We start from the raw sequence: 18,184 nt of genomic DNA on the forward strand, positions 1-18,184 counted from the left end.
GAAACATGAGCACTGTGAAAAAAACATGGCAAGTTGCTGCAAAAACATCCTGTATGCTGGGTGAAGGGCCCTTTTGGGATGACCAGCGGCAGCGATTGTTATGGGTGGATATCATTGCCGGAGATGTCCACGAGTGGTATCCTGCAGATAACCGCCATACCGTAACGCATTTTCCCCTCCAGCTGGGAGCCGTCATCCCCGATGACCAGGGACTTTTTATTGCTGCATCTGATCGGGGAATTGTGCGCATCAATCCAGCGACGAAGGAAATAACGGTCCTTACCGATCCCGAAGCTCATCTTCCCAACAATCGCTTCAACGACGGAAAATGTGATCCGCTTGGCCGATTCTGGGCGGGCACCATGGATGCGGTGACACAACAGCCCGCCTCCGGCAGCCTCTACATGCTCGATAATGCCGGTCAGCTGTCAACAAAGATCCGTGATGTTACCTGCTCCAACGGCATGGCATGGAGCGCGGACCAACAAACATTCTATTACATTGATTCGCCAACACGCCAGGTTCATGCGTTTGACTTCGAAAAATACAGCGGGTCCATCTCAAACCGGCGGGTGGTCATAGAAATACCCGCGTCCGAGGGCCTTCCCGATGGTATGACCATCGACCGCGCCGGCATGCTTTGGGTCGCGCTATGGGGAGGCTGGAAGGTAGCTTGCTGGGATCCACATTCTGGAAACAAACTTGACGAGATCCCCCTCCCCGTATCCCAGGTTACCTCGTGCGCCTTCGGAGGCACCGATTTATCAGACCTCTATGTTACCTCCGCGAGAACAGGTCTTGGGGAACAAGAGCAACTACAACAACCATTAGCTGGTTCATTATTTGTAGTCAAAAAAGTCACGCCGGGAGGAACCGCCAGCCAACGTATTTACATATAAAAACGAATATTGCGGATTACAAGGTCATGCCTTGGTCTGAACGTTCTAGGAGGATCTGTGCCGGGTCAGCAAAGACAGAGAGGAAAAAGTAAAGATCCCACCTCCCTCCTCGATCCAGATGCAAATCATGATCAATACGCTCAATCACATGCCGTTATCGGAAAACACCGTCTCAGGAAGCTCTTATATCAGCGTATTGATGGCCTGCACGTCAATCCGGACGCGGGTGATGCCGCAGTAACTTTAGCCCTTATATCTTAAGGAAAATTTTCTTCTTGTACATCCAATGTAGCACCAGCCATTCCAGCAAAAGCACAAGGGCACCGGAGACCAACGTCGCGTAAGCGGAGCCGAACAGCTGATCGAAATCCGCGCCCAAATGAATAAATAAAGATCGCTGGAAAAAGGTCTTGATTCCTCCGTCTGCAATCACATACGCTGCAATCGAATTGACGCCGATCACTTTCAGAAAAAAGGACCATCTGTCTTTCCGGATGACGTCAATTATCCAGTAGAACGCTGTCAGGAACAGGAAACAGATTCCGCCACTGAAAAGCGTCCAAGCAGGCGTCCATATCCGCTTAACGATCGGGTTTACACCGATGAAATGGAAAAATAAGGCTATCCCTATCAGTCCCGCGCCCCATTGCAGAAACAGCCGGATACGCTTCCCTGGCTCCAGATCCGCACGCAATATATTGCCGGCAACGAGCCCCAGTATCATGGTACCCAAGGTGGGGATAAAACTAAGCGTCGCATACCCTCCCCCATTGTACAAAAAGACCTTCTCCCTGGGAAACAGGTTGAGGAACCACGTGTCAAATGCCCAGGCTGCATTGGAATTTTTATTCCAGTGTGCGGCAAACCCGTCCATGTTGTAGGGCCAGTTCGGAGGAACGCCTACGGCCCGATAGTCGAAGTTCGGATCCGGAAGCGGGTATACCGCAAACAACAGCCAGTAACCAATCAGGATAACACCCAGTGTAATCAGCTGTGTCCGAGGCTTGCAAAACGCCAGCAATACCAAAAATGTATACCCCAATCCGATCTGGGTAAGGGTATCCTCAAAGGTGAAATACGTTTGGTCGGCGTGCATGGAACGCAGAAAAATCCCCAACAGGATCAGAATGACTGATCGCTTGACGGTGTGTTTCAATAACGAACCAAACGTAGCCCCCTTGCTTTTACGGCTGGCGATGGAATATGGCAATACCACACCGACCAAAAAGGTAAAAGAGGGCTGGATCATATCGTGCAGGCTGAACCATTGCCATTCTACGTGACTTTGGTTAAAGGCCAACATGTGCCAAAACGCACTATCGGGCAACGCCCTTGATACCGCCGAGAGATTCAGTACTTCGCCCATCATCAGCAACATGACAAACCCCCGGTAAACGTCTACAGATGCAACTCGCTGCATAATTTAATGATTGACTAATTGGTTAAGCAATTCTACATTAAAATCAGCCATTTAACAAACAATATCGGAAGTCAACCGATTGCGTAACTTGCATTTCACACCAATAAAAAGCCGCCTTGAAATAAAACGAGGCGGCTCAAGCTATTAGTTATACCGATTCAATCGGCTGAATATCAAATTGCCTTCACTTCCCAACCTCTGCGATATTCCCGCTTTACGAACCGGTTCACGTCTTCAAAATTAGTCACCTTCATCGCTTTGTTATCCCAGAGCAGTTTCATGTTTCGGGCCGGATACTTACCGTCAATCCGCATATCCGCTCCGCGGATGGCCAGATTAGCCATCAATAAGGCTTCGGTCAACGGGCCGGAAATCTCGAAAGGCGCACTGACCTCTTTTTTACCGTAGCCGGCAAGGCACGCCTCTACCCATTGCGCATAGTGCCCATTCTCGCCACCTGGCACCCGCTCATATTTCACAGGCACATTTAGTCCTTCCATGCGCGACAAAGGCAACAGCCGGGCATTCCGCCCATAAGTATCAGCCAACGCTTTTCCCTTGGTGCCGATGAGCAGGATGCCGTTGCCCCCATCTCCAAATGCCTCGTTGGGTCCGAGTTCATCCGGACGCTCCGGTTGGATACCCCCATCCATCCAGTGTAATTTAACAGGACCAGCCGTTTTCGCAGTTTTCGGGAACGTCATGACTGCATGGCTAGATGGCGGACAGCTCTCGGGGAAATAACCGCGTTTAAACTCATCCACATATACCGTTCCTACGCTCGCCTGTACATCCTTTACATACGTTAATCCCAGTACGCTGAAAGGAACCTCCAATAGGTGGCACCCCATGTCGCCCAGCGCTCCCGTACCGTAATCCCACCATCCCCGCCAATTGAAGGGCACCAATTTATCCACATAGTGCTGTTGGGGTGCTGTGCCAAGCCACAAATCCCAATCCAACTCTTGGGGAACTGAAGTTGACGTGCTGGGCCATGCAATACCCTGCGGCCACACCGGCCGGTCGGTCCAGCAGTAAACGGTATGGACATCGCCCAATAATCCAGCTTCCACCCATTCACGGATTTCGCGCGTACCATCGCAGGATGCACCCTGATTACCCATCTGGGTAACCACTTTATATTTTTTTGCAGCTTTCGTAAGCAGGCGTGCCTCCCAAACGTCGTGTGCCAAGGGTTTTTGCACATACACATGTTTACCCAATTGCATAGCCGCCAGTGCTTGAATGGCATGGTTATGATCCGGCGTGGAAACAGACACCGCATCGATATGCTTGTGTTCCTTATCCAGCATCTCCCGGTAGTCTTTATAATATTTCGCATTCGGGAACCGCTTCACGGAATTGGCCGCACGGCGTTCATCCACGTCACACAGGTAAGCGATCTCCGCTTTTCCGCTTTTGTGGAAATTACCAATATCAGATTCCCCTTTACCGCCCACACCAATACCGGCTACGACTAATTTGTCGCTCGGTGCAACAAATCCCTTGCCTCCCAATACATGTCGGGGAACAACCATAAATCCGGCTGCGGATGCTGCGCCCACTCGAATAAAATCCCTGCGGGATACCGCAGAACTGTTTGTCCTTTTTTCTTTCATTGAGTATATTGTTTTAGCGTTTCTGTTTACTGGGCTAAAGTAATATTTTCTGTAGGTGAACTATTCATTTTATCGCTTTTTTTGAGTCGGCCTATACCAAAGGACATTTGAAGCTGGATTGAAGCCTTACCCGTTTCCCGCTTTTGCCAGACTTCCGGGCGGCCTCGATGATTTCCAGGACGTGGAAAGTATTACTTGTACTTTAAATCATCGATTGAACCGTATCCACTTGAGGTATAATACTTCATCTTCTGCCGACTTGACTTTTTCATTGCGGTATATCACATAGATATCTCCGATTACCGGACGGTTACCTAACGGGAGGGTGATCTGACGGTCCGAATCAACCACGGCTTGCCCCAACAGTTCACCATCGGGTTTCCCCATCCTGATTTCCACTTTTCCTTCTGCCTGCGCCGTGTCGGCACCCAAGGTCAGGCTCTGGATACCTGTCAGATCGATATCCCGGAAAAGAATATACGCCTTATCTCTGTTAAAACGCACCGTTCGGGTCTGTGCGTTCAGGTCACATTGGGAATGACCATCGCAGGTAATGGCCCCGATCTGGGTTGGCCGGAATGTCCAGCTTCTTTCCGTCGTCAACGGCGTGGCCGGCGCATTCCCCTTGTCCGTATACGCCGCTTTGAACGTGTAGTTTTCCTGTTCGGTTTTCTCCGGTGGATGCAGGTTGAACACGTGTTTGCCCTGCAGCGGCAGTTCTTCGATCTTCACCTTACTGATCGACAGGATGTAGTTGACCATTTCCGTCGCTTCTTCCAGCGTAAGCTGTGGATGCGCCGACATGACGCGCTCGCCCCAGACACCGCTACCGCCGCTGATAACGGTTTTGGCCAGCCGGTCCACCGTTGTCGAATCTCCCGTATACCGTTGCGCGATGCTGTAATACGAGGGGCCTACCGATACCTCGTTGAGCGCGTGGCAGGACCGACAGTCGCTGTTCAGGATCAGCTCCAGTCCCGCTGAAGTAGCCGCACCGGACTCGGCAAACACATCGGCCTTCCCATATAACCGATAAAACTTCACGGATGCCGGGTCGATGCCCGAGTGCAGGGAGCCATCTTCCTTGTCGGTTACCTGCAGGCGGTAGTCCAACTCACGATTGTCCCAATAGAATGAGCGGTTGCCTTCGAAGTCGAGCGTCAATTCAGGAGGACTGTTGCCCACCTGTATCCGCAACGTCTGGCTGGCCGCCGCTCCCTCACTGTCTGTCACCTGTAAGGTGACTGTGTACACGCGAGCTTCCTCGAAGGTGACCACCGGGTTGGGGTCTGAAGAAGCGGGAATATCCGGACCGAAATCCCAGGCATAAGTGAGGCGGTCGTTTTTATCGTGGTCAAACGTCCCTTCCGATGAGAAATGAACAGTAAGCGGCGCCGCACCTGCAGTCACATCAGCTCCGGCCGAAGTGATGGGTTTGCGGTTGCCCGCTTCGTATTCAATCCGGACCAGACGGGAGTCTACATTTTTAGCAAACCAGTTGGTGCCATAGTCCAGCACATACAGTGCACCGTCCGGACCGAACTGCAGGTCGATGGGATGGTAAAACGTTTCATCCGGCAGGAAAGGCTCGATATGGATCAATTCACCGTTATCGTTTAGGGTAATCACGTTGATCCAATCGCGCATCCACTCAGCGATAAACCACTTGCCATCGTAATAAGCCGGGAACTTACGGCCGGCTGCAGCACCTGCGGCAGGATAACGGTCGCGGTGGTATACCGGCCCCGCAATCGGTGATTTTCCACCGGTACCTAAGTGGTCGAACTCCGTTGACTCATCGTAGGAATACCAAATCAGGGCAGGCTTCGCCGGAGGCAGTTCCTGCAACCCCGTATTATTTGGCGAGTTATTGATTGGCTTTTCCGCCTCATAAAAAGGGCCGTTTATTCCAGTGGCGTAATCGAAATCGGAATACGGGGCATTGGGTCCGGCAAAATATGGCCATCCGAAAAATCCGGGTTCCTTCGCCAGGTGCCATTCGTCGTAGCTGATCGGTCCACGCGACGGATCGTCGATGGTATTCTGTCCCACATCGCCCCACAGCAACCATCCGGTCTTCGGATCGACGGCAATACGGTAGGGATTGCGGCAACCCATCGCGTAGATCTCCGGCCGCGTCTTCGGGGTACCTTCGGGAAACAAATTTCCCTCGGGTATGCGATAGGTCCCGTCATCCTCCGGTTTGATCCGGAGGACTTTGCCCCGCAGGTCGTTGGTATTCGCTGCCGTGCGCTGCGCGTCCCAGTATTCCCGGCCGGGGCGTTCGTCAATGGAATTATAATATCCCTGATTATGGGGATTCGTGTTGTCACCAACAGCAATGAACAACATGCCGTCGGGGCCGAATTTGAGTGACCCCGCCGAATGGCAGCATTCCTCACGCTGCACATTTATTTCCAGAAGTTTCTTTTCGTCGGACAACGCCAGTGGATTCCCATCCAGTGTAAACCGGCTCACTTGCTGTATCGGATTGTCGCCGTCCGGCGAATAAAACAGGTATATCCACCGGTTACGTTCAAAAGCCGGATCCAAGGCCATTCCCAGCAACCCGTCTTCCAAGCCATGGAAAACGGGCAAAGTGTCGACGATACTTATCGCGCGATCTGCCTGGCTGTAACGTTTGATGGCTCCTTTACGCTCGATCACGAGGATGTCCCCATCCGGAAGGAACCCCAGTTCCATCGGTTCGTCCAGGCCTTTGGCCAGTTCCACCAAGGTAAACCGATTGGTTTCGGGAGGTGTTTTGCGGGCTGAATCCCTGTCCCTACACCCATGGATGCAAAGAATGAAAAAAAAGAAACCTGCGAAATAACTGAGCCAGTTTGTCAACATTGTAAAAATCGTCTACTCAACTGAGAATTTCAGGGCTTCCATAAGCACCTGCCGCCTGTACGTCGGATGCTGCATGGACAATACACTGGTTAACTCACGGCCAGCGGCACTGCAAGTACACAAATTTAAAAAAAGACGGAACAAAAGATGCCTACCCGATAGATTTATCCGAGGAGGCATCGAAAATGCGTCGATTACAGCAACAAAACCGGCTTTCCCGTCTTCACCGATTCGTCACACGCCAGCGCAATCTGGAGACTGGTGATGGCATGTGCCGTCACTTCGGTCAGATCCAGGTCTTCCTGGATCGCTTTCAGGAAGAACCGCTGCTCGCGGTTACACAGCTCCTGATGGTCCGGTTCATCGGTTAGGTCAATCCACTCGTCCTGGCTGACAAATGCGTTGTCGCTGTCCAGCTCCGCGTGATGCAACCGCAATGACTCCGTCTTTGTATGGGCCGATACATTATCCGAGTTACCCGAACCCCCGGCATCTTTAGCGACGATCGAAAGCGAACCTTTCGGACCAAATACATCTTTCACGAAAAACGCCGTTTCACTCACCATCGGGCCCCAACCTGCCTCATACCATCCCACTGAACCGTCTTCAAAACGGATCTGCAACTGGCCGTAGTTGTAGTTATCTGCTGGAATATCGTCTGTGAGCCGTGCGCCGATGGCATTTACCTGAACGGGCCTGCTCCCCGTCATCTGGCACATCACGTCTATGTAGTGCACGCCACAGTCCACAATGGGGCTGAGACTTTTCATCAAATTGCGGTGCACGTCCCACATCCGGCCATGGCTTTGCTGGTTCAGGTTCATCCGCATCACCAGCGGCTTACCCAGGGTACCGCTTAATTCAACAAACCGCTGCCAGGAGGGATGGTACCGCAGGATATAGCCAATTACCAGCTTCCTGCCCAGGTGTTCGGCCGTGGCGGCCACGCGCTTGGCCCCTTCCAATGTATCGGCAAGCGGCTTCTCGGTGAATACATGGCAGCCATGCTCCATGGCCAGGATGGCATATGCCTCATGTATATCCGGATACGTCGATATGCAAACTGCATCCGGACGCGTTTCAGCCAGTGCCGTGGCATAGTCGTCAAATAAGGCGTAGCCGCCTCCCAGCTGCTCATTGAGCCGTTCTTTGCTGGCACCCCTGGCCACCAGTCCGCAGATTTCAAAACCGTCGATTACGTGGTAGGCCGCCGCATGGGAAGCTCCCATGTTGCCGCAGCCGACAACCAATACCCGTACTTTTTTAGTATGCTCCATTTTCATCATCATTACCTAACTTTTTTGATGCCTTTTTATCGGCAGTTCCATTACTCTTTCTGTTCGCCCGCGGGGCGGTCGTGGAACGTCAGCAAAAACACCACCAGTACCACCGCGGCAATGCCTGCCGGAATGAGCCAGACTCCCTGCCAGTTAAACTGCATGGCCTCCCCCGCGGGCAGGGCAAACCATTCGGTGATCAATCCCGAAACATACGAACCGATCAGCATGCCCACCCCATACGTTGCAAAGGTAATCAAGCCCTGTGCAGCACTGCGGATACGCTCGCCCGCAGCACGGTCTACATAAATCTGCCCCGTCACGAAAAAGAAATCATAGCATACCCCGTGCAGCAGGATGCCCACATACAGCATACCCATTCCGTTGCCCGCGTCGCCATAGGCAAACAATAGGTAACGGACAATCCACGCGACGATCCCTGCGGCCAGCATCGCTTTGATCCCGAATCGCTTAAAGGCAAACGGGATCACCAGCAGAAATAAGAATTCCGAAAGCTGCCCCAATGTCATCTTTCCCGCGGCATTCCCGATACCCAGATCGTTCAGGAAGGGGTTGGCAAAACTGTAGTAAAAAGACAGTGGAATGCAGATTGCCAACGAGGAAAGAAAGAAGACCAAAAAGGATCGCTGCTTAAACAGCACCAGTGCCTCCTTTCCCAGCACCGAACCCAGGCTGGCATTCCCGGTCCGGTCCGGAGGTGTATCGGGAAGCGTGAAGCTCACCAAACCCAGTACTGCCGATGCGCCGGCAGCCAGGTAAAACAGCGAAGCACTGCTTTCAATGCCCAGGTAACCCAACAGCAGTCCGGCAACGATCCAGCCGGCCGTGCCGAACACGCGGATAAACGGAAATTCCCTGCCGGCATCTTTGAGTTGCCGGAACGTAACGGAATTCATCAGGGACATCGTGGGTGCGTACAGCAGCGTATACAACAGCAGCAGCCACCAGAACGTGCCATAGCCGTCGGCATGCGCAAGCAGGACCAGCACACCCGCTCCCAGCAGGTGCAGCACGCCCAGCACACGCTGGGCGGCAAAATAACGATCGGCCACCAATCCCACAAACACTGGCGACAACGCCGCGGCAAGGGAAAAATTGGCATAAGCCGATCCAACCTGCACGGCGCTGGCGCCAAACTGATCGAATAGGTAGGTTCCCAGCGTCACGTACCACGCTCCCCAGGTGAAGAACTCCAGAAACATGGCCAGCGAAAGGCGGGCCCGCAGTGACATCGGCATAAAGACCCTTCCTAACGGTTATAAAATTTCAGCCAGTCGATGCTGAACAGCGCCTTATCCGCCGTTTCGTCCTTCACGAACACGAAATACAGATCGTGGCTACCCTCGGTTTCATCCACCGATCCCATCACTTCTTTCCAGCCATTTTCTGCACCGCTGAAATTACCTGCCGGTATCTCCATGCGCGAAACCACCGGTCCGGCGATACTGTCCAGGTGTACCTCTATGGTACCTCCCGCACCGCTGGCCTGCGCCCGGTAGCCGATCCGGCGCACATGCGTCAGGTCGACATTCCGGAAAGAAATATAACTTCCGTTCTGGATTCCGTACACATACGACATAAAGGCCGTGGTGACGGTAGCAATCCGCACATTTCCGGCGTCGAAATCCTCCGCCTGAATCAGTGGGTTGCGTAGTAGGATGTGGTCATGCCCATTCAAGGGTTGGATTCCGTTTGCTCCCTGATCCGTGTAGCGGGCACTGAGCAGGTACACGCCGTCCGCATCGCCGCTGCGGTGGGCATCCAGCGGAAGGCGCCCTTCCGATGGTAGCTTCTGCCCTTGCTGTCCCAGCGATAGGATATAGCGCACCATTTCCTGTGCATCCCCTTCTGCCAGTTCGGGATGCGGCGACATCGCCCGTTCACCCCAATTGCCGCTGCCACCTTTGATGATCTTTTCGGCAAGGACGGTTTCAGCACCCGATTTTCCCGCATAGCGGGCAGCAACCGCCTGATAAGTTGGGCCTACGGATTCTTTGTCGATGGAATGGCAGGACTTGCAGTCCAGATTGGCTATCAACTGTTGTCCCTTCAGGTAACGCAGGCTGTTCGGATCCTGTCCGCCGCTCAGCACCAGCGCTGCATCCTTACCATTGGGTATGTAGCCGAATGCCAGTGCTACATCCTCCACGGACACGCTGTCTTCGTTATCGCTTGCTTCCACCCTATAATCCAGCGTACCGCCGTCCCAGTAAAAGCTACGATTGGCAGCGGTACGGATGTGTACATCCGGTGGTGTATTGCCTACGTAAATCCGGGTCGAAGTAGTTCCTTCACCGCCGTGGCCATCGCTTACGGTCAGCTCCACTTCGTAGATTCCCGGCTTGGCAAACGTATGCGAAACGGTCTCGCCCTGATCGTCTTCGTCCTCCATGCGCCAACGGAAGGACAGCTTGTCTCCGTCGTCATGGTCCATGGATCCACCGGCCGATAAAGACACGGTCAACGGTGCTGCTCCATATTGTTTATCTACCTCAATCGAAGCTACCGGCTTACGGTTCCCTTCCGCGTATTCAATCCGCACCAAGCGGGCGTTGGTGTTCTTGGAGAACCAGTTTGTACCGTACTCCAGTAGGTAAATCGCACCGTCGGATGCAAATTGCATATCCACGGGCGCATCGAATTTCCAATGCTCCAGAAAAGGTTCCATCTCCTTGAAGTTTCCGGCCTCATCGAAGCTTACCGCCATGATCCATCCCCTGATCCATTCGAAGATGAAAAGTTTCCCATCGTAATATTCGGAAAGCTTATACGGTGCATTTTTGAAATGCTTGCTGTGATAAACCGGACCAGCCATGGCGCTCGCTCCGCCATTGCCTACCAGCGGAAAGTATTTCGAGTTGTTCTTCCCGTACCAGATCATCGCGGGCTTTGCCGGGGGCAGCTCCTTCAGTCCCGTGTTGTTGGGCGATTCATTCATCGGCTTGGCCGGATCCTTTCCGGGACCGAGTTCCCCCGTCGCATAATCGTATTTTCCGAAGACCTGGTTGTTACCCAGAAAGTAAGGCCAGCCGTAGTACCCAGGTTCCCGCACCTGGTTGATCTCATCAAAACTCATCAGCTCCCCATCTGAGGCCTTCAGTTTCGTATCCGGACCGACATCCCCGAAATACAGGTAGCCCGTTTCGGCATCGATGCTGTAGCGGTAGGGGTTGCGCGCACCCATGACATAGATCTCCGGCCGCGTGCCCGCAGTGCCCTTGGGAAACAGGTTACCCTCCGGTATGGCATATCCCCCTTCCGGCAGCGGCTTGATCCGCAGGATTTTTCCCCGCAGGTCGTTGGTATTGGCCGTGGTGGCCTGGTCATCGGACAGTTCCCGGCCGGGGCGTTCATCCACCGGTGTGTAACCATTGGTTTCTTCCGCGTTGGTATTGTCGCCCGTGGAGAGATAAAGGTTGCCTGCCTTGTCAAACTTGAGGTATCCTGCCGAATGGCAGCAGTAGATACGTTGCGTAGGGATTTCAAGGATGACCGTTTCCGTCGACCGCAACAGGCTGTCGTTGCGGAATTCCATCCGCGACAATCGGCTTACTGCCTTCTCGCCCGCTACCGCGTAATAGAAATACAGCCAGTGGTTTTTCTCGTAATCCGGATCGGCAACGACCCCCAACAGCCCGTCTTCGATGCCGCTGAACACCTCGAAATTGGCCACTGCTCGGAGCTCCTTCGTAGCGTCTTTGTATAACCGTACCCCGCCTTTGCGTTCCACAAACAGCACATCGTTTCCCGGAAGGATCACCATCTCCATCGGTTCATCCAGCCCCTCGGCCAGTACCGTTCGTGTGTAACGGCTGCTGTCGGGTTTCACGGTCGGATCACTGCTGCCTGCGCGGTTGCAGGATGCCAGCGAAGCAGACAAAATAACTCCCAGACAAAAGAAAATCAACGGTTGTCTCATCTTATCGTTCGTTGTTAGTTAGTAAAGATGCTACGGAAACGGACCGCCCTTGGTTTCTGCGGCTTTCGTCTGCTGCTTGCATGAAAGCAAAAAGCTCCAACGTCTCTGCGGCACTGACCGGTGGTACTTTACTGTCAAAGAATTGAATGATCTGACCGATCAATCGCTGATAAGTAGCTTCCGAAAACGGTCCCAATGGCGCGGTCCCCTTTTCTCCAAATGCCATACCCGCTATTCCCGCCGGCCATTTCCGCACGCCCCGGACCGTACCCATCCGTCCATCTTCCCATGTACCTATGATCACGTCGGTATCTTCCTGGTACAAGCGGGTCACGGATGTGCAACCCTGCCCCAAAACGGCATACAGCATTTCCAGACCATGCAACGCATACCACGCCATATCCAGGTGACTAGGCTCCATCTCCGCGGGTGTAAACACATCGGCCCCGGTCACGCGGCCGATGCTTCCCGCCACCACCTTTTGTACATTTTCATCAAAACGAAGCGAAGAGGAAGAAAAGAAAGGGGTTTTGTATTTTTCTGCGGCAGCAACAATCGCCTTTGCTCCCTCCAAGGTAGCAGACAGCGGCTTGTCAATGAACACGGGTTTGCCCGCTTTCAGTATCGGCAGTGCCTGCTCCAAGTGTGGAACCCCGTCGATTGTCTCCAGCAATACCACATCACACGCATCCAATAACTCGTCCATACTATTTACAAGCCTGGCACCGTGCTTTTGCACCGCAGCGGCTATCTGCGGCTTGATGTTGAGAATATCGCGGTTCGTCGCGGGATGGTAAGCCGCTACCACGCGGTACTCGCGCATTTCCGTACCGCCCGTATTAATCATCCGGGTAAACACTTCGCTATGCGAGGTATCCAAACCGATCAGACCGATCCGTTTGCCCTGCGGTACCGCCAAAGGACGTGCCTGCAGGAGGGGGTGGTGTAATACCCCCGCCCCTGCAACCGCCAATGATGCTGCTTTTACAAAACCCCTTCGGTTATATGTTTTTACTTCCATCTTCCTAAATTACGTACTAATAATTTGAATGCTGGGTCAACTTGCCATTGGAACGATCGATTTCGACCTGCGGTATGGGGAATGGCCAACTGTTTGTATCGGCATCCCGTCCCTTATCCGCAAAACCATACGTGTCGTAAAACGCCTGCATGGTAGTGGCATAATCACCCCAACGGATTAAATCGTACAGCCGCAGCCCTTCCAGTGCCAGTTCCGCACGCCGCTCGCGTTTGATGGCCGCCAACAGATCATCTGACGCTTTTACGGCGTATGTGGATTCAAATAACGATTCATTGATGGGTTTCAGGTCAGCCGCGAATTTCCGGAAAACCGCCGGGTCATCCATCTTCGACGTCGTAACAAAAGCCCGTCGTCTCACCTCATTAATCCGCTCCACCACGTCGGCAGTGCTGCCATTGCTCTTCAACGATGCTTCTGCATAGATGAGCAATACTTCGGCGTAGCGTATCCAATAAGGTTGCCAATTGCTGCGCAACAGATCGTTGTTCTCGCGGTATTGCTGTGGAACGAATGCTTTGCGGCTGTGCTGTAAGTTGTAATCGTTGAAATAGCCCTGGTAATTGTGTACCTCTTGACCTCCGGCGGAGGTACGGAATATATCATTGTGACTGATGATGGTAAACAATTTCCGTGGATCGGTTGGATCGTATGAAGCAGCCAGGTCACGTGTAGGCGTATTTCCACCGTATCCCCCTATGTTGTTTCGCCCGACATTCATGATGGCAAATGCATCGCCGCCTAAGCCGAACGCCGGGTTATAATCCCGCAAAACACCAAAGATGTTCTCGCTTGAGAAAGGTCCTGTTTGGTAGTCGCCCCGATACAGATCTTGGAAATCCGGCAGGAGGGATAACCCACCGTTGTTGACCACTTCTCCCGCTGCTGTCCGGGCAATCGTATATTCGGCCGTGGCATCGCCATCCATGCGGCCCTGTTCCATCAACCCTGCAAAAAACAAGGCCGCCCGTGCCTTCAATGCATAGGCAGCATCTTTCGAGGCCCGGCCGGTTTCCGATGCCGCAAGCTGCATCAATCGGGGAAAATTAGCCTCATTGATTGCGGCATCCAGGTCGCCGTACAACTGCTCCCGCAATTCAGCAATACTCGCTTTTTCCTTACGGGTTGCCGTTTCTTCCACAGTGGTTACCAAGGGCACTTCCTTGAATACGGTAATGAGATCAAAATAATACCAGGCACGCAAAAAGTGTATTTCCGCCAAATACCGGGCAACCGTTTCCTGCGGTATGGCTACGCCGCCGGATACCAGGTTGCCGCCTTCCCTGGTAATGGCATCCAATGCAATGTTGCACTTACCCACACCATTGTACCGGTTTGACCAGCATTCAAGCAGGAGCGGATTGGAGGTCAGGGGGCGGCCCCTACCCACTTCGGTGGTCTGTGGCCGGTCGCCTGGATCCGACCCACCCGCGTCGGCATTATCTACCACTTCATCACCCAGCGCCACTTTATTGATGGAATATCCCCATCCATCCAACATGGGTCGGTAGCAACTGGTCACCAATTTGATGCCCGCATCGTTTGTCTTAAAAAAATCCGACTCATTTAACACACCGTATGGTTGCCTATCGAGAAAATCGCCGCTGCATCCTGAAATCGCCAGCATGAGTGTGGCTATGCCTAAAACATATTGTTGCTTATTCATCAGAAAATATCTTTATATGCGAACTAAAAGCTTGCATTGATTCCAAACATAAATGACTTTGCCTGCGGATAGTATCCTTGATCTACCCCCATGCTTAAAGGCGACCCGCTTCCGATTTCCGGATCCAGTCCGGAGTATTTGGTAAACGTCAACAAGTTATACCCACCGGCCCAGATACGGATGTTTTGAAGTTTGATGGCCTCCATCATCGTCTTCGGGAAGGTATAGCCTACTTGCAGGCTCTTCATGCGCAGGTACGATCCGTCTTCCACCAGCCAATCCGACACTTGGAGGTTGTTGGTATTTGTCGCATTGATGGCAAATTGCGTATTGCTGGGGTTGGTGGGCGACCACGCTTCTTCCATCAGTTCTTTGGGTGCGTTATACCAACCCACGCCTGATTTCATGTCTATTTTGGCGATATTCATGATGTCATTGCCTAGGGTTCCCTGCATCACCAATTGAAGATCGAAGTTTTTATAGTCAAGTCCCAGACGCAATCCATACGTCAGATCCGGGAACGGATCGCCGATATTGATCCGGTCGTTGTTGTTGATCGTGCCGTCGTTATTGGTATCCACAAACCGCAGGTCGCCCGGCCTCGCTCCTGTTTGGATGTAATCATCCACCTCTTGCTGCGACTGGAAGATGCCGTCTGTTTTAAATCCGTAGAAGTAGCCGATGGGCATCCCCTCCTCGGTTCGCGTGGTCGTATAGCTGATCCAGCCTCCCCCTGCAATGGGTTCTCCACCTCCCAGGCTAAGTACTTCGTTCTGGAACGTTGATGCATTCACACCGATGGAATACCCCAGCTCTCCGGCTTTATCCTGGTACGACAGGTCGAACTCGATACCTCGGTTGCGTACTCCTCCGGCATTGCTCCAAGGGTTGTTTGGAAAGCCCAGGTATACCGGAAGCGGTACGTTGAGCAACATACCATCCGTGGTTTTCTGGTACGCGTCGACTACTACATTCAATTTCCGGTTGAGGAAACCGAGTTCCAGCCCTAAGTCCAGCTGTTCGGTGGTCTCCCACTGGACCAGCGGATTGCCTAAGTAGTTACTTCCACCCCCCAGTTGCGGAACATAGGGCCCAAACAGGTAATAGCCCATATTGCCCGAATACGTGGTCAGGTAGGCACCCCGGCTAATGTTCTGGTTACCGATCTCACCCCAGCTGGCACGGAGTTTTCCTGTATTAAGCCAGTCCCAGCCGTCGAGGAATGATTCATCCTTGAAATTCCATCCGACGGAAACTGAAGGGAAAGCACCCCATCGTTGCCCATCGCCGAAATTTGACGATCCGTCGTACCGGAAATTGGCCGTAATCATGTAACGCTCTTTGAACGAATAAAACACCCTGCCGAAATAGGAATTGAGTGCCATTTCCCATTTAGAACCGGATGCACCCGGATTGATGCTGGCCGCATCGATGATCCATTGGCTCGGATCATTGGACACCAAACCCTGTTTAGAGGCACCGGTAGACTCGCTTTTCCATTGCTCGGCAGAGGTACCTGCCAATAGGGTAAAGTGATGGTCTTCCATTCTTTTTTCGTAGGATAACGTGTTTTCCCACACCCAGTAATCCGTCTTTGAATAACTTTTACTCACTGTTGCATCCGAATTGAATTGTTCGCCGTCCAGGTAATAAGCCGGTGTAAAACCATCCGACACACCCCGGGCCATGTCGATACCGAAGTTACTCCGGAATTTCAGCCCTTTATATAAATCAATATCCAATGCAGTACCTCCTTTAATGGCAGTGCCCCGCCATTTGTTCGCTTCGTAAATAGCGGTCTGCGACACAGGGTTTTGCTTATTCGTCAGCAAAATAGGCGCATAAAACGACCAGGGGTTATTTTGGTCGATACGATCCAGGAAAAAAGCATCTTGCAAAAAGCCCGGAATATTGGTCAGATTGGTACGATACACAGGTGAAATCGGGTCTGCAGCAAATGCAATAAATGCGGTATTGAAACCTGGGCTTCCCTCCAATACATTTCCCCGGGTTTCATTGATCAGGCCAAAATTGCCCGAAAGCCGCAACCAGTCTCGGATGTTATGGTTGAAATTGCTGCGCCAGGATAAACGGTCATAGTCCGACCCTTTGATAATCCCTTGCTGATCCATGTATTGCAGGCTGGTCCGATAAGCCAAGTCCTTCATCCCTCCGGATATTGAAACCCCATGGTTTTGAACAACCGCATTCCGATTATTGATTTCTTTCCACCAATCAGTTCCTTCTTCACTGCCAAAATTCGTGCGCAGGAAATTCAACACCTCCGATTTCTCGCCGTCCGTGAAAAACGGATCCAAACCGGCGTTTACATTCGCCAGGTTTTTATAATCCATAAATTCAGCGGCGTTCATCATGTCATAGGTTTTGACCGGATTCTGGAAACCCACATGGGTATCGTACGTAACGAGGCTATGGAGCTCATTACCCGTCATCGATCCCTTTGCTGTCGTGACCATGATCACGCCATTGGCGGCCCTTGCCCCGTAAATGGCGGTTGCCGAGGCATCCTTCAACACTTCCATGGACGTAATGTCATTCGGGTTGAGCCAGCCGATATCCGATTGGGGTAGCCCATCTACCACATACAGTGGGTTGTTATCATTCACCGTTCCGATACCCCGGATCCGGACCGCGGGCGGTGTACCCGGACTTCCCCCGGTGGAGGTGATCAGTACCCCCGCCACTTGCCCTTGCAGCGCTTCCGTTGCATTCCGGACGGGCATATTCTTGAGATCCTCGCCTTTGATTTGGCTCACAGCGCCGGTAAGGTCCCGCTTCCGTTGTACGCCATATCCAACCACCACTACTTCCTCCAGGTTAGCAGACAGCATTGCCAGTACCACGCGTATATTTCCGGTACTCACGGCTACCTCCTGCGGTTCGTAGCCCACCATACTAAAAACCAGCACATCGCTTGACTGCGCTTCGATAACAAACCGGCCATCCTGCCCGGTGATCGTGCCGCGCTGTTGCCCCTTGACGGTTACCGAAACCCCGGCTATGGGCGTACCCAGCGAGTCGGCGACCGAGCCCGAAACAGGCTGCTGCACGGATACCTGCTCCTTTACGGTCCCGTTTGCTTCAACGGCCTCTTTTTCCTGTACAACAATCGTGTTGTTTTCAATTTTGTAGGTCAATGGCTGATCCTTAAAAACAACAGCCAGCGCTTCAGCTATCGGCGCCTGACGGACGTTAATCGTTACGCGGTTTGCTCGCTTAATCTGGGCGTCCCGGTACACAAAGTCGACATCGCTTTGCTTGCGGATTTCATCGAAGATATCCACCAAAAGTCCGTTCCTGACATTTAAGGTAACGCGTTGAGCCAAGGCAGCTGCGTTTACCTGAATGCAGGTTAACAACATGAAAAATGTTAATAATCTCATTTTGTCCTTAATTTGGGTTACTAAAAGTTATTCAATTGGGGTTGGTTAGTGTGAAGCCAGGCTCCAC

At 52.5% G+C, this 18,184-nt stretch carries 10 protein-coding genes; 1 reads left to right on the top strand and 9 read right to left on the bottom strand.

Annotation, left to right across the window (positions count from 1 at the left end; genetic code table 11):
* Positions 1–5: 5 nt before the first annotated feature.
* The gene (locus BMZ56_RS08130; RefSeq protein ID WP_090626069.1) at positions 6–899 is read left to right on the top strand and encodes an SMP-30/gluconolactonase/LRE family protein; all 894 of its coding nucleotides are present in this window, start codon (positions 6–8) and stop codon (positions 897–899) included.
* Positions 900–1,149: 250 nt separating this feature from the next.
* Here the strand turns inward: BMZ56_RS08130 and BMZ56_RS08135 are convergent, their stop codons facing one another.
* The 9 genes from BMZ56_RS08135 to BMZ56_RS08175 all read right to left on the bottom strand — a co-directional run bounded on the left by BMZ56_RS08135 (position 1,150) and on the right by BMZ56_RS08175 (position 18,117).
* Entirely contained in the window at positions 1,150–2,319 is a 1,170-nt protein-coding gene (locus tag BMZ56_RS08135; RefSeq protein ID WP_218146515.1) for an acyltransferase family protein, read from the bottom strand.
* A gap of 173 nt (positions 2,320–2,492) precedes the next feature.
* Positions 2,493–3,938: a Gfo/Idh/MocA family protein gene (locus BMZ56_RS08140; RefSeq protein ID WP_090626070.1), complete on the bottom strand. Its 1,446-nt coding sequence runs from the start codon at positions 3,936–3,938 to the stop codon at positions 2,493–2,495.
* Positions 3,939–4,145: 207 nt separating this feature from the next.
* Positions 4,146–6,791 carry a PQQ-dependent sugar dehydrogenase gene (locus BMZ56_RS08145; RefSeq protein WP_090626071.1) on the bottom strand — a complete coding sequence of 882 codons (2,646 nt, stop codon included), beginning with the start codon at positions 6,789–6,791 and terminating at the stop codon, positions 4,146–4,148.
* Positions 6,792–6,985: 194 nt separating this feature from the next.
* Positions 6,986–8,080: a Gfo/Idh/MocA family oxidoreductase gene (locus BMZ56_RS08150; protein ID WP_245893135.1), complete on the bottom strand. Its 1,095-nt coding sequence runs from the start codon at positions 8,078–8,080 to the stop codon at positions 6,986–6,988.
* A gap of 38 nt (positions 8,081–8,118) precedes the next feature.
* Positions 8,119–9,327, bottom strand: a complete 1,209-nt coding sequence (locus tag BMZ56_RS08155) for an MFS transporter (RefSeq protein WP_090626072.1) — start codon at positions 9,325–9,327, stop codon at positions 8,119–8,121.
* Positions 9,328–9,338: 11 nt separating this feature from the next.
* Positions 9,339–12,008, bottom strand: coding sequence for a PQQ-dependent sugar dehydrogenase (locus BMZ56_RS08160; RefSeq protein WP_090626073.1), 2,670 nt, complete (start codon positions 12,006–12,008; stop codon positions 9,339–9,341).
* 1 nt (position 12,009) lies between these two features.
* Entirely contained in the window at positions 12,010–13,029 is a 1,020-nt protein-coding gene (locus BMZ56_RS08165; protein ID WP_090626074.1) for a Gfo/Idh/MocA family protein, read from the bottom strand.
* 16 nt (positions 13,030–13,045) lie between these two features.
* Positions 13,046–14,713 (bottom strand): RagB/SusD family nutrient uptake outer membrane protein, encoded by a 1,668-nt coding sequence (locus BMZ56_RS08170; protein WP_177195083.1) that lies wholly within the window; start codon positions 14,711–14,713, stop codon positions 13,046–13,048.
* A gap of 23 nt (positions 14,714–14,736) precedes the next feature.
* Complete coding sequence (locus BMZ56_RS08175) at positions 14,737–18,117, bottom strand: TonB-dependent receptor (RefSeq protein ID WP_090626075.1); 3,381 nt, start codon at positions 18,115–18,117, stop codon at positions 14,737–14,739.
* Positions 18,118–18,184 lie beyond the last annotated feature (67 nt).

Source organism: Parapedobacter indicus, from assembly GCF_900113765.1.
GTDB classification, from domain to species: domain Bacteria; phylum Bacteroidota; class Bacteroidia; order Sphingobacteriales; family Sphingobacteriaceae; genus Parapedobacter; species Parapedobacter indicus.

Excerpts from the sequence above, each read along its gene's own strand:
- BMZ56_RS08130 (WP_090626069.1), top strand. The coding sequence starts at position 6 with ATGAGCACTGTGAAAAAAACATGGCAAGTTGCTGCAAAAACATCCTGT.
- BMZ56_RS08135 (WP_218146515.1), bottom strand. The coding sequence starts at position 2,319 with ATGCAGCGAGTTGCATCTGTAGACGTTTACCGGGGGTTTGTCATGTTG.
- BMZ56_RS08140 (WP_090626070.1), bottom strand. The coding sequence starts at position 3,938 with ATGAAAGAAAAAAGGACAAACAGTTCTGCGGTATCCCGCAGGGATTTT.
- BMZ56_RS08145 (WP_090626071.1), bottom strand. The coding sequence starts at position 6,791 with ATGTTGACAAACTGGCTCAGTTATTTCGCAGGTTTCTTTTTTTTCATT.
- BMZ56_RS08150 (WP_245893135.1), bottom strand. The coding sequence starts at position 8,080 with ATGATGATGAAAATGGAGCATACTAAAAAAGTACGGGTATTGGTTGTC.
- BMZ56_RS08155 (WP_090626072.1), bottom strand. The coding sequence starts at position 9,327 with ATGCCGATGTCACTGCGGGCCCGCCTTTCGCTGGCCATGTTTCTGGAG.
- BMZ56_RS08160 (WP_090626073.1), bottom strand. The coding sequence starts at position 12,008 with ATGAGACAACCGTTGATTTTCTTTTGTCTGGGAGTTATTTTGTCTGCT.
- BMZ56_RS08165 (WP_090626074.1), bottom strand. The coding sequence starts at position 13,029 with ATGGAAGTAAAAACATATAACCGAAGGGGTTTTGTAAAAGCAGCATCA.
- BMZ56_RS08170 (WP_177195083.1), bottom strand. The coding sequence starts at position 14,713 with ATGAATAAGCAACAATATGTTTTAGGCATAGCCACACTCATGCTGGCG.
- BMZ56_RS08175 (WP_090626075.1), bottom strand. The coding sequence starts at position 18,117 with ATGAGATTATTAACATTTTTCATGTTGTTAACCTGCATTCAGGTAAAC.